At 68.6% G+C, this 12511-nt stretch carries 9 protein-coding genes; 6 read left to right on the forward strand and 3 right to left on the reverse strand.

Features of this window, described 5'->3' with window-relative positions; all coding sequences use genetic code 11:
• Window positions 1-18: 18 nt before the first annotated feature.
• A complete protein-coding gene (locus tag ACZ7L6_RS38690; RefSeq protein WP_471932374.1) occupies window positions 19-447 on the reverse strand; it encodes an ATP-binding protein in 429 nt (142 codons plus the stop codon).
• 413 nt (window positions 448-860) lie between these two features.
• Here ACZ7L6_RS38690 and ACZ7L6_RS38695 point away from each other — a divergent pair, with 413 nt between their 5' ends.
• From ACZ7L6_RS38695 to ACZ7L6_RS38715, 5 genes are all read left to right on the forward strand, one after another.
• Complete coding sequence (locus ACZ7L6_RS38695) at window positions 861-1250, forward strand: hypothetical protein (protein WP_471932376.1); 390 nt, start codon at window positions 861-863, stop codon at window positions 1248-1250.
• Between the two features lie 538 nt (window positions 1251-1788).
• Window positions 1789-6225, forward strand: coding sequence for an RICIN domain-containing protein (locus ACZ7L6_RS38700; RefSeq protein WP_471932478.1), 4437 nt, complete (start codon window positions 1789-1791; stop codon window positions 6223-6225).
• A gap of 193 nt (window positions 6226-6418) precedes the next feature.
• Window positions 6419-6712, forward strand: a complete 294-nt coding sequence (locus ACZ7L6_RS38705) for a hypothetical protein (RefSeq protein ID WP_471932378.1) — start codon at window positions 6419-6421, stop codon at window positions 6710-6712.
• Window positions 6713-7636: 924 nt separating this feature from the next.
• The gene (locus ACZ7L6_RS38710) at window positions 7637-8695 is read left to right on the forward strand and encodes a DUF4232 domain-containing protein (RefSeq protein ID WP_471932380.1); all 1059 of its coding nucleotides are present in this window, start codon (window positions 7637-7639) and stop codon (window positions 8693-8695) included.
• Window positions 8696-8782: 87 nt separating this feature from the next.
• Window positions 8783-9766: an extracellular catalytic domain type 1 short-chain-length polyhydroxyalkanoate depolymerase gene (locus ACZ7L6_RS38715; RefSeq protein ID WP_471932382.1), complete on the forward strand. Its 984-nt coding sequence runs from the start codon at window positions 8783-8785 to the stop codon at window positions 9764-9766.
• A gap of 139 nt (window positions 9767-9905) precedes the next feature.
• Here ACZ7L6_RS38715 and ACZ7L6_RS38720 read toward each other — a convergent pair whose 3' ends face one another.
• Complete coding sequence (locus tag ACZ7L6_RS38720; protein ID WP_471932384.1) at window positions 9906-10751, reverse strand: SDR family oxidoreductase; 846 nt, start codon at window positions 10749-10751, stop codon at window positions 9906-9908.
• 117 nt (window positions 10752-10868) lie between these two features.
• On the opposite strand from ACZ7L6_RS38720, the gene ACZ7L6_RS38725 reads away from it, so the two are divergent.
• Window positions 10869-11291 carry a winged helix-turn-helix transcriptional regulator gene (locus tag ACZ7L6_RS38725; protein ID WP_471932386.1) on the forward strand — a complete coding sequence of 141 codons (423 nt, stop codon included), beginning with the start codon at window positions 10869-10871 and terminating at the stop codon, window positions 11289-11291.
• A 53-nt stretch (window positions 11292-11344) separates the two neighbouring features.
• Here ACZ7L6_RS38725 and ACZ7L6_RS38730 read toward each other — a convergent pair whose 3' ends face one another.
• Entirely contained in the window at window positions 11345-12091 is a 747-nt protein-coding gene (locus ACZ7L6_RS38730) for a ScbR family autoregulator-binding transcription factor (protein ID WP_471932388.1), read from the reverse strand.
• Window positions 12092-12511: the final 420 nt, after the last annotated feature.

Raw genomic sequence — 12511 nt, forward strand, 5'->3', positions numbered from 1 at the left:
GGCTCTGCGTCGTAGGCGTCATGGAACGTTGTTACGGAGCGTGAACCAGATCGTCTTGCCGATCCCGCCGGTGCGGGGTTCCGCTCCCCATTCGTCCGCCAGTGCTTCCACAAGGCTCAGGCCTCGTCCGGACTCGTCGTCCAGTGACGCGTGGCGAGGTGCCAGCAGTGAGTCGTTCGCGTCCGACACCGAGATGCGGAGGCGGTCGGCCTCCAAGGCGCAGCGGGCCCAGATCTCGCGGCCGGAGGAGACCTTCGCGTGGCGGTAGGCGTTCGTCATCAGCTCGCTGAGGAGGAGTGCGGCCGTCTCCGTCACCTCGTCCGGGAGCTTCCAGGAGATGGCCTGGTTGCGGAGGAGGGTTCGGGCGCGGCTCACACTGCGGGCGTGGCGGGGGAGACGCCCCTCGATGTCCTCGATCTCCTTGCGGTCCTCACGGCCCTTGGGCATGAGCGCTCGGTTCCTTGTGCGTGATTCTCCGTCATTTGCCGTGATCAGGCTGATGGCTGGCGCGTAGCCTCATGGAGTGGCGAAGTGAGTACACAGCGTGCTTGTACACGGTGTGGCGGTGGGAGGCGGGTGGGTGCGTGACTTCCGGGGAGTCCCAGCAGGCGCAGCAGAACTGGCGGTACTGCGGTTGGGCAGATCAAGTTGTGGCGGGAGGAGGCCGGGGTTCGGTCGTAAGGGGCTGGCCGACGAGGCCGGGTACGACTTCGAGTACGTCAAGTCGATGGAGTGCGGGCGACGGAGACCGACGCTCAGGCTGTTGCAGGTCGCGGATCAGATGTGCGGGGCGGGGGAAGTTGTTGGCCGGGCATGAGTTTCTGAAGCCCGAGCCTTTTGCCGCGCGATCCAAGGAGTACATGGCGATCGAGGCCGATCACGGTGCAGTGCTACAGTCGGCCGCCGCCTGGCTGGCCCGCGGGATCACCGCCGACCAACTCACGCAGATCCTCGTCGCCGGCCTTCCCGAGCAGGTCCACTCACCCAGCGGCTTCGTCCGGCGCAGGCTCATCGACAAGCTGCCTCCCGAACGCCCCGCTTCCTCCGGCCCCCGTGCACCCCGCACGCTCATGGAGTGCACCGACTGCGGCCTGCCTGGCCGACCGGAGGCCCTGCCCGAAGGGCTGTGCCGTGCCTGTGACGGGCGGGATGCGGGCCTCAAGGAGGGCGCGCTGCGGATGCAGCCTGCGGCAGTGAGGGCTCGGGCCACTCAGGTGCGCGCCTCGATCTGCACACCCCAACGTGTGTAGCCGCCCCAACCCGTTTCGAGGGTGACTTTCCGTCAATTCCCGTGCGGACCACGGTCTCGCGTCCGCCCTTTTTTTCATGGCCTGCACATGAATAACTCCTGGTTCGTGCATGGGTTTTGCGCACTGCCGGATGCCACAGAAGGCACGAGTTCCTTTCCGCCAGCCGGAGCAGAGCCGGAGTCACCCCCTGTCGCGCGCCGCTGTCCCACGTCTATGGTGATCGCCGCGCCTCGCGGATGTGACCAATCCGCCATCACGCAGCAATCGGCGGCTGGGGGAACAGTGCCGCCCACGGGGAGGGAACGCATCGTAATGCCGTCGTATCGGCCAACTGCGCACACGCACACCGGATTGAACCGTTCCGCGCGCCGTTCCTGACCCCGCAGCACACAGTTCCCCCTCTTCGAGCGGGCCTTGGCTCGCCCCATTGCATCGAAGAAGGGATGCCCTTTTGCGCCCCAGACCAGGGTTCCGCACACCCAGACCACGAAGATCCCGACTCCTGACCCCTCTCGTCGCGTCCGCTGTGGCCGTGGCCATGCTGAGCGGTCTGACCGCCCAGTCGGCCCCACCCCAGCGGAAGGTGGACGACAGTAGTCCCGTCGCGGACAGCTACGACGGCTTCGACGGCACGGCAGCCGAACAGATCCGTCAGGACCAGTGCCTGATGACAAGCGCGCTGCGCACGGGCGGTCCGGCCATGTCCACCGCCGCTCAGGACGCGCTCAATCAGGTTCCCGACAAGCTGCGCACCGCGGCCAACCGCGAGTACTGGAACGACACGCCGCTGTCCAAGGCGTTCGACCAGGACAAGGACGCCGCGGACAAGGAGCAGTCTGCGCTTGCCGCCCGTCTCGACGCTTGGCAGAAGCCTCTGGAAGGGCTGACGACTCCTGCCGGTTTCACCGAGACCGACTTCCACCTGCCGCCGGGGGCGCCGGGTGACGGGGAGGAGGACTTCTACGGGCAGACCGGTCTGACCAAGTGGATCTCGGGCCGGTTCTGGAAGGACGAGGGCGACTTCTACGAGGATCCGACTGCGAAGGCCGACGATAAGACGGTCAAGGCGGTCAACGACCTCGGCACTCCCTTGTACGGCAAGTCTCCGGACCCGTCGCTGCCCGCCTCGGAGTGGCAGCAGGCATACGCGGAGCACCAGGCCTGGCAGGGGCTGACGGACGGGTCGCTTGAGCCTATGGGCGCGGACAACGCGCGCCTGTTCCTGTCCTCAGGTGGTTTCCCGCGTACCGCGCCGGAGCCGGACAGCCCGGAGTTCCGTATCGCGGTCGAGGATCTGAAGTCCCGCTTCGCGGCGTGCGCCTGGCGCACGCCGGTGGACCCGGCCAAGGTCCTCGGCAAGGAGGTCGCCGCCGCGTCCGCGGAGTGGCAGCAGGAGATCGCCTCCCAGGCCACGCAGCGCAACCAGATCCTGGATGCCAACGAGGACGCCACCAAGGCTCTCGCGGCGGGTTCGAAGGCTCTGGGCGAGCTGCTGGGTCAGTCCTGGACGGCCGACCGTCTCGCGCGCTGGCAGGACTACTGGTCCCCGGGCGGGCCGGGCTGGGTCGGTGACGCGCCTGCGGTGATCGAGGTACACGCCGCGCAGGGCAAGTGCCTGGATGTCGAGGGGGCGAAGACTGACAGCGGGACTCCGGTCCAGCTGTATACGTGCAATGGGTCGGCGGCGCAGAAGTGGAAGGTCTACGGGGACAACAAGGGCCTGCACCTTCAGAACGTCAACTCACTGAAGTGCATGGACGTGTCGAACAGCGGCACGGCCAACGGCACGAAGATCCAGATCTGGACGTGCAACAGCAGCCCGGCGCAAACCTGGGAGTTCAACCTCCGCGCCACCACCAGCCTGCGCAATGTCGGCACCGACAAGTGCCTCGACCTGCACGAGTACACCAACGGCTACAACTCGTGGCTGTGGGCGTGCAACGGCACCGGTCCGCAGCAGTTCGACGTCAAGCCGACCGGCCATAACGGCACCGTTCCGCCGAAGGCGCAGTTCGACAAGGCCAAGGCCGGCATCACGGCCACCCAGGCGGGCGCGGCGAAGCAGCTGGCCGCGCTCAAGGCGCAGCTCACCGCCGCGAAGAAGGCCGCCACCGCCAGCGACAGCGCCGAGCAGGCCGCCTACGCCATCGCCGACGGCAATGGGGCGCCCCGGGGCCGCGGCCTCTTGGTCGGCCAGCAGAAGGGGCAGGTCACCAAGGGAGCGGTCGCCGCGCTCGAGGCGATGGTGAAGGCCGGCGAGACCGCCGAGGCTGCCACCCGCGCCTCCGGAGGCGACAGCCAGACCATTGCTCAGCGTGCGCTCGCGCAGGCCGCGCAGGTGAAGGCGGAGTTCCGCAAGAAGGCCGCGGAGACGGCCGAGTTGCAGGCCAAGGCCGCCGCCGACGCCGCGAAGCTGCATCGCGACAACGCCAAGAAGGACAAGGAGACCGCGGAGGCCAAGCTCGATGTGGCCCTGAAGGCGGAGGGCGAGGCCAAGGCGGCGGCTGCGGATGCGCACGCCAAGCGCCTGGCCGCCGAGGCCGAGGAGAAGACGGCCAAGGCGGAGAAGGAGAAGGCCGCCGCCAAGCAGGCCGAGGCCGCTCAGCACAAGAAGAACGCCGAGACCGAGGCGACGAAGGCGAAGACAGCCAAGGACAAGGCCGAGGCGTCCGAGACCACGGCGGTCGAGAAGAAGAACGACGCCGTCAAGGCTCGCGACCACGCCAAGGCCATGAGGGACGACGCCTGGGACGCCGAGCAGAAGGCCGACGCCCTGCGTGCCAAGGCCGATGCGAAGTCCGCCTACGCCGACTCCCTCGAAGCCGGCGAGGCAGCCGACGCCGCCCGCGCCGCCGCCAATGACGCCGACAAGCACGCGGACGACGCCGAAGCGGCTGCTACCAAGGCCCGTTCCGAGGCCAACGCGGCCACCAAGGCCGCGGCCGACGCCGACGCCGCGGCCACCCGCGCCGAAGCGGCCGCCAAGCGGGCCCGCGCCCACGCGGATGCCGCGCAGGCCGCGAAGCTTAAGGCCGACGCCGCGGCGAAGACCGCGACGAGCGCCGCAGCTGACGCGATCAAGGCTTCGAAGCACGCCGCTGCGGAGGCCCGGGCAGCGGTCAAGCTGGCCGACGAGGCGGAGAAGGAGGCCAAGACCGCCAAGTCCCATGCGGACGAGGCACGCAAGGAGGCTGCCAAGGCCGTGGTGGCCTCGGCGAAGGCTGCGGGCTTCGCCCATGTCACCGCCCAGGCGGCGGTGGACGCGAGCAGGGCCGCCGCGCAGGTGGCCAAGCCCGCCAACGACGCGATCCAGCTCGGCTCTCCGTACATCACCACTGACTCGGCCGCGGGCCTGGTGGTGCTGAGCGGACAGGCGTCGAAGACGATCGCCGAGCAACAGACGGCCGTCGCCGACGCCCACGCCAAGAACGCCCAGGAGGAAGCCGCCGCATCAAAGGCAATCGCCGACCAGGCGCAGGGCGATGCGAAGGCCGCGTACCAGCACGCCGCGAACGCCGCCAAGCACGCTTCGGACGCCCGTGGTTACGCCAAGCAGGCCCTCGGCTACGCCGCCGACGCCGCCAAGGCAGCGTCCAAGGCCGCCGCGTCACTGGCCCGCACCATCGAGTACGACCGCCAGGCCACCGAGGACGCCGCAGCCGCCGATAAGGCAGCCGGCCGCGCCGAAGGCTACGCCAAGCAGGCCCGTGACAGCGCCGACCAGGCAGCCCTCGACGCGGAAGCCGCCCGCAAGGCGGCCACGGAGGCCGAGGAGGCCGCCAAGGGTGCCCGTGCCGCCGCCGACCGCGCCGACACCGTGGCGACCGAGGCTGAAGCGGCGGCGAAGGACGCCGATAAGTACGCCAAGGAAGCCCAGGACGCCGCCGACCGAACGGAACGCGAGGAGGCCAACCAGCAGGTCTCCACAGGCGCCGGTACCGGTGTCGGGGGCGTGTTCTACGTCATCGACGAGCAGACGACGAAGATCGACAGCGCGAAGCAGATCGGCGAGTGCCCCTCGAACGCGCTCATCGTCGGTTGCACCCCGACGTACAAGGTCACAGGAACCGTCAGGGCGGACTTCTATCTGTGCACTGACAGCGACGCCCTCGCTTCCCCGGCGGGCTGTCCCAAGGGTGCGTGGACGTGGCTCGACAACAAGACCATCCCGTTCAACGACGTCGAGTGGTCGCACCACTTCTCCGGCCCCGAGATCATCAAGATCGGCTGGCAGAACCTTTTCGGGGACACGCTCGGCGGGATCCTGTACGAAATCATCATCGGGGACGCCATCAAGTGCTTCCACGGCAGCGGGAGCGCCTGCGCGTGGACAGCGGCCACGTTCCTCCCGCTCGGCAAACCCCTCGCAGCCCTCTCAGATGCCGTCAAGGCCCTGGATGCCGCCGCCAGGACCGGTATCGGCTTCGAGGACGCGTGGAAGGGCCTGCGCGCCCTGGGAGTGTCCGACGAGGTCGTCGCCGGCATCGGCGTCAAGGCCCTCAGGGAGCTGGAAGAGGGATGCGCGAAGGGAGTAGCACGCGCTGGCGGCGGCTACTGCCCGTGGCTGGAACTGGGCGGGCCTGGCAAGTGGCTGCCTGAGACAGAGAGCATGTCGGCCGACGCAGCCGCGTATCAGCAGAGGATGACGGGCGGTGTCCCGTCCGGCATTTCGTACAAGGTTGACGTCCCGGTGACACCCGCGACGCCGAAGGGCGTTGTGAAGTTCGACGGCTACCAGAACGGAACTCTTGTCGACGCCAAGTACCAGAACCTCGAGAATGTCATCGGCAAGGACGGCAAGCTGCTGCCGTTTGTCACGGATCCGGTCAAACAGGCGAAGAGGCAAGCCGAAGCGGTTAAAGCCCATGGCACGCCTGTGGTGTGGTACGTGGCTGACGAGAAGACGGCCACTGCCTTCAAGCACATGATGATCGACAACGACATCAAGGGAATCGTGGTCGTGTTCAAGCCATAGGGTGGACGATCGTTGGTCTCCTGCCCGGGAAGGAAAGGAGGCCAACGGTCGCCTGTCCTACAGCGGGGAACCAAGGGAGAGTCCATTGAGTCGCGATTTGTGGATCCATAAGTTCGTTGACGGGGAACATGTTTCCCTGGACTTGGCCGCAGTCCGTGAAGTTCTTGCGCCCCACACTGCAGAGCCTGAGAAGGTGACTGATGACGAGACCGAATTCGAAATCCGTGCCTCTGATGGCGGGGGCGCCGACGTGTTCGCAGATGAGGACAGTATCCGGATCGAGCGTCCGTCTGCCGGGGGTGTCCTCGACATCCTTGCCGAACTTGTCATCCGGCTCGGAGCGGTCATCATCGATCCGAGAGACGGCTCGTTCATCTGCCGCGCAGAAGAACGTTCCCATCTTCCCGCCCAATTCCAACAGGATGCCGCTGTCATCGAGATGACCGGCCAGGCGATCGAGGACGTGGCAACGCGGTCGAGTCATTGAGTAGTCCAACTGTGCTGAGATGAGAGTGAGTTACCTGAACCTGGTTTGGACCACCGCGAGGCACCCAAGGACGTCATTGCCGAGCGCAATGCACTGGCCGACGAGGTCTGCCGGGAATTGACCCTGCCGGCGTACCCGCCTTCCGTGGGGGACGGGATGACCAGGCAGGCGCGCAGGTCGAGGTCGACACCGGCGACGATGCGGCCGGAGGGGCCCTTGTCTCCTGGAAACCGGACGAGGCCTTGTCGGATGCCGCGATGGAGCGTCTGCAGAGGGGCGAGCGTGATGTACCGGGGTTCCTGCACCTACGTAGCGGTGTGTGCTCCCACATGGAGAAGGTCATCGTCGGGACTATCCGGTCGGCGGGGCTGGATGTGGCCGTGGAGCAGAACGATCTGGATCCGCTGGTACTCCTCTTGAAGCCGAGGCGGTCATGAGCTTGTACCGGTTCGTCGACGGCGAGCTCGCCCCTCCGGACATGGTCATGGTCCGATCGGTCCTAGGGCCTTACCGCGCCGACTCCGGCAAGGTGACGGATGCCGACGTGGAGTTCTGGATCCGCGCTGCCGATGGAAGCGAAGCGGAGTTGGGTGTGTCGGGTGGCTGCGTGGGTGTCGACCGTCCACAGCCGGGCGAGGTGTGGCGGGTCATCCTCGACTTGGCGGACCGGATTGGTTCGGTCCTCGTCCCGGATGGGACTCTGCTGTGTCGGGAGGAGATGCGGGAGCATCTTCCAGACCGTGTGGCCGATGATGCAGCGTTCGTTCCGGGGATCAATCTCGAAGTTTTTGAGAGGGTTGCGGGCCCATTCACCCACCCGCTGGCCTCACCAGAGAATTCAGCCGCGGGATCTGTGACATCGCTGTTACCGGAGGTGTGGGTTCCGTCACAGCTTGTGGTTTCGGCCCCTGTTGAGGTGGGCGCATGCCTACCAGCCTCCGCGCCCTTCCCGCCGTCCCGGCCGTCGTCGCCGGTGCCCTCCTGCTCGCCGCATGTGGTTCCGAGAGGGCCTTGCCCGGCGGTGGCGAAGGGCGGGCTCGCGGGGGTGATGGCCTGGTCGGGATTGAGGCATTGTGTCCGGAGGGCTTTCGGCAGTACGGCAGTGTGCCTTCGGCCGGTTCGTCGGCCGGCGGCAGCCATCCCTCCGGTACGCCCACGCCGATCCCTCTGCCCCCGCCCGACGGTACGGCCGAGGGCGACGTGAAGGTCACTGGGTTGTATGCCTGGGCGAGCGAGAGCGGCTGCGGGGCCGATTTCTCTGCTGACTTCGAGGTCACCAACAGCTCGACGAAGAAGGCCACTTACACCGTCACCCTCGGGTTCTTCTCGCCGTCCGGAACCATCGTCGACCACGTGGAGCAGACCGTCGAGGGGGTCGCGCCGGGGCGGACCGTCAAGGGGGCCTCCGGTGTGGGGGCGTCGCCCGGGGATGCGGGCGAGGTGTCGAACGTCAAGGTGGAAGAGGTGCGTAGCGTGCCTGCCGACGAGGCGTCGTCCGCCTCGGGGCCGTGTTCCGCATCCGGGGTGCATGTCTACGCGGACCAAGGGGACGCCGCCATGGGCCTGCGTGTCGTCGGGCTGCATCTCGTCAACTGCGGTACGCGGCCCTACCGTCTCAACGGCTATCCCGAGCTCGAACTCCTCGACGAGGACCACGACACGGTGGACGGCGTGCGGGTCCTGCAGGGGACCGATCAGATCAGCACCGGCCTCGGTGGGGCCGGCGGCCCGCAGCCCGTCGTGCTCCAGCCCGGCGAAGCCGCACAGGCCGCGCTGGCGTGGCGGAACACCACCGACTTCGGCGAACCGGTGAACGCGCCGTACGTCCGCGTGTGGGCGAAGCCGGGTGCCCGCCCTGTGATGGTGGTGCCGGAACTCGACCTCGGGACGACGGGGAAGCTCGGGGTCGGGGCGTGGGAGAAGGACGAGGCGTTCCGCGGTGACGCAGGTGCCGCGCCGCAGCGGCCCACGGTGGCGCCGTAAGAACCGCTGTCCTCACATGGGTCTGGCGTCCGTTGTGTTGTCCCACTCCATATCGGCGGGTCGTTCACGCTTCTACGGTCCCTCCGCATGACACAGACCAGAGCCGCAAGTCGTCGTATCGCCGTCCTGGGGACCCTGTTGGTCGCCCTGATCGCCGCCTTCCTCACTCCCGGCAGGGCTGCCGCCGCCTCGCTTCAGGAGGTCACCGGGTTCGGGACGAACCCCGGTGCCCTGCGTATGTTCCGGTACGTCCCCGACGGGCTGCCTGCCGGGCGGCCCGTGGTCGTCGCGCTGCATGGGTGCACGCAGAACGCCTCCGGGTACGGCACCGGCAGCGGATGGATCCAGCTAGCCGACCGCTGGGGGTTCTCCGTCGTGCTGCCGCAGCAGCAGTCCGCCAACAACGCTTCGTCCTGCTTCAACTGGTTCCAGAGCGGGGACATCGCGCGTGGCCAGGGCGAGGCCGCGTCCGTCGCGGAGATGGTCGAACGGCAGCTCGCCGACGCCTCCGGTGATGCGGCGCGTGTGTATGTCACCGGCCTGTCCGCGGGGGGTGGGATGGCCGCCGTCATGATGGCCGCGTACCCGGAGAAGTTCGCGGCGGGCGGGATCGTCGCCGGGCTGCCGTACGGGTGTGCGCAGGCCGCCGGGTCGCCGTATGTGTGCATGTACGTCGGGGCCACGCAGACGCCGAAGCAGTGGGGGGACCGGGTGCGTGCAGCCCGGCCGGGGTACGGCGGGCCCTGGCCGACGCTGGTCGCCTTTCAGGGCACGGCCGACTACACCGTGAAGCCCGTCAACATGACGGACTTGATGCGGCAGTGGACCGATGTGCAGGGGAGCGATCAGGTCGCCGACGTGAGCGACACTGTCGCCGGGTATCCGCATCAGGTCTTCCGGGACGCGGGCGGGCGTGCGGTCGTGGAGACGTACAGCGTCACCGGGATGGGGCACGGGCAGCCCGTCGATCCGGGCAGCGGGAGCGAGCAGTGCGGGAGTGCCGGGGCGTATCTGCTCGACGTGAACCTGTGCGCGGCGTATCGGATGGGGCGGGCCTGGGGGTTGGGCTGAGCCGCCGTGCCAGGCCGCCCTGCGGCTCCCTTGCCGCGGTGCGGGCTGCTCGAAGACGCCGGGGCTGCTCGGGGCCATCGGTGTCGCATGAGGACGCCGGCGTGGCTGGTGCACGCCGGCGTCACTCAAGACGTCCGCGTCACTTGAAGGCATGGACGTTGCGCTTCGCCCACCCGGCGAAGGAGCCGGCCGGGCGGCCGAGGATGCGCTCGACGTCGGGGCTGACCCGCTGCTCGGCGGGGAGCGGCTCGCCGAGGATGTCGAGGGTGCCCTCGACCACCGGCTCGGGCATGAACTGCGCCATGTGCTCACGCGCCTGCTCACGGGTCAGCTCCACGAAGCCCACCTGCTCGCCGAGCGCCTCCGAGAGCGCCGCGGCCTGTTCGCGCGGGGTGACGGCGGCCGGGCCGGTCAGTTCGTACGTCTGCCCGGAGTGGCCCTCGTCGCGCAGGACCACGGCGGCGACCTCGGAGATGTCCGCCGGGTCCACGACCGGCAGTGCCACGTCGGCGAACGGGGCGATCACCGCGCGCCGCGTGCGAACGGTCTCGATCCAGGCGTAGGCGTTGGAGGCGAAGCCGCCCGGGCGCAGGATCGTCCAGTCCAGGCCCGAGGAGCGTACGGCCTCCTCGAACTCCCGCAGCCGGCCGTGCGAGAGGGCGTCCGGACGGGTGCCGTTGATCTGCGAGGAGAGCAGCACCACGCGCCGCACGCCGGCCTCCTCGGCCGCGGCCAGGACCTCGACGGCGGGTGCACCGCCGCCGAGCAGATCGCCGGCCAGCAGGATGAACAGGGCCTCCGCATCCTCCAGCGCGGGGCCCAGGGTGGCGGGATCGGCGAGGTCGGCGCGGACATGCCGCGCTCCCTCCGGGAGGTCGTAGGAGAGAGGACTGCGGGATACGGCCGTGACCTTCTCGCCCGCCGTGGCGAGCGCCTCGACGAGCGGACGGCCGACGTTCCCTGAGGCACCGGTGACAACGATCATGAGAACTCCCAAAGTCAGGAAGAAACAGGCGAGTTGGGGGGAGTGGCGCTGCGTCGGCGACGTTAGCATCCTGCGTATAGTAGGTACCTAGAGGAAAGTGACTTCCTGGGAGTTCGCATGGGCAGCGGCACCGGCGCCACGGGCAGCGCCGTTACGCAGGGCGGGCAGGCCGACTCGGAGCTGGCGTGCCCGGTCTCGCCGGTGGTCGACATCGTCTTCAGCCGCTGGACGACGCCGATCCTGTGGACGCTGAACGAGTTCGGCCGGCAGCGTTTCGTCGAGCTCCAGCGCAACATCCGCACCATCACGCCGAAGGTGCTCACCCAGCGGTTGCGTCAGATGGAGCGCGACGGCCTGGTGGTGCGTACGTACCACCCCGAGGTGCCGCCCCGGGTCGAGTACGAGATCAGCGAGCTCGGCCGCAGCCTGGCGCCGATCTTCGCCCATCTCGCCGACTGGTCCGCGGAGAACCTCCAGAAGGTCGAGCGGGCCAGGCGGGAGTTCGACGAGGCCGCCGAGCAGGCGTCGGTCCCGCGTTGACGTACGGCCGACGCCGGCAGTGCCGAGTGCGGTGACCTCGCAGGGCGGGCCGGTCAGGCGGCGCTGTCCTCCCCCTCCGGGGCAGTGCCGCTTCTCCTTTCCAGGGTGTCGTCATACTCCTCGTCGCCCGGTGTGTCCTCCGCGTCCAGGGCGGCGTCGCGTGACGCGAGGAGGGACACGGCTCGGTCCGGGGTCAGCTCCAGCGTCAGGAGGATCTGCGGCATCGCGATGCTCGGCAGGAGGTGGCGGAACAGGCTGATCAACCGGCGCGTCAGGTCCTTGCGCTGGCACAGGACCTGGGACGTCCACTGGATGCCGGTGAAGGCTCCGGAGAGCAGCTCCGCCGTCTCCGCCGGGTCGACGTGGGGCAGCAACTCCCCGCGCTCACGCGCCTCGACGAGCAGATCGGTCAGCCGGTCCGCCCAGGACTGGAACGGCCTGCCGTGGAACGGGTTGCCGCCCTCGGCGCTCTCGCTCCACTGGTCCATGGCGAGACCGACGCTGGCCCGGGTCAGCGGGTCGTGCTGCAGCTGGTGCGCGAACAGCAGCCCCTGGTCGACGAGTTCCTGCAGCTTCGTCCGCTGCGCAGGCAACGGTCCCAGTTCCAGCTGGGCCGCTATCACCCCGAGGGCCAGATCCTCCTTGGAGGTGAAGTGGAAGTACAGCGCGCCCTTGGTGACGCCGGCCCGCGCGATGATCTCCGTGATCGTGGCCGTGCTGTAGCCCCGTTCGTCGAACACCTCGGCCGCCGCCAGCAGGATCGACGTACGGGTCTGGATTGCTCGTGCTTGACGTGCCATGCCTCCGCGCCTGTTTCTCTGTCAGAGCTTGGTCGGTTCCCCGCGCAAAGGGAACCGGACCGCCAGTCGCTTGTCGAGGGGGAGCGGTCCCGGGCGGGTCGGCTTGCCGCACAGACCGCAGCGATCCCTTCCGGCGTGTGCCGCCGTCGGCCTGCCGCACGGCCCGTTTACCGGGACGGACGCCCCGGTTCTGATGCCACGGTTCTGACGCCGGGCGGCCGGGTCACGGGGGAGCTCTGTCATCGCTCGGAACGCCTCCACGCCTACAACTGTCCACGGGCTCGGCACAGTTGAGCTGCCAGCCGAAGCGCTTCTCGTAGCTGTCCGTTGTTGCATGACAGCGTGCGGTAACCGCTAGTCTTGCCCTCGTGACGCACCCGATGGGGTGCGTCCTCCCTTCACTCCGGGCCCCGTCCCCTC

This window comes from Streptomyces sp. NPDC107522 (genome assembly GCF_055657525.1).

Coding starts and splice junctions, on each gene's coding strand:
- ACZ7L6_RS38700 (WP_471932478.1), top strand. CDS start 1,789: ATGCTGAGCGGTCTGACCGCCCAGTCGGCCCCACCCCAGCGGAAGGTG.
- ACZ7L6_RS38730 (WP_471932388.1), bottom strand. CDS start 12,091: ATGGCACGTCAAGCACGAGCAATCCAGACCCGTACGTCGATCCTGCTG.
- ACZ7L6_RS38710 (WP_471932380.1), top strand. CDS start 7,637: ATGCCTACCAGCCTCCGCGCCCTTCCCGCCGTCCCGGCCGTCGTCGCC.
- ACZ7L6_RS38695 (WP_471932376.1), top strand. CDS start 861: ATGGCGATCGAGGCCGATCACGGTGCAGTGCTACAGTCGGCCGCCGCC.
- ACZ7L6_RS38715 (WP_471932382.1), top strand. CDS start 8,783: ATGACACAGACCAGAGCCGCAAGTCGTCGTATCGCCGTCCTGGGGACC.
- ACZ7L6_RS38725 (WP_471932386.1), top strand. CDS start 10,869: ATGGGCAGCGGCACCGGCGCCACGGGCAGCGCCGTTACGCAGGGCGGG.
- ACZ7L6_RS38690 (WP_471932374.1), bottom strand. CDS start 447: ATGCCCAAGGGCCGTGAGGACCGCAAGGAGATCGAGGACATCGAGGGG.
- ACZ7L6_RS38720 (WP_471932384.1), bottom strand. CDS start 10,751: ATGATCGTTGTCACCGGTGCCTCAGGGAACGTCGGCCGTCCGCTCGTC.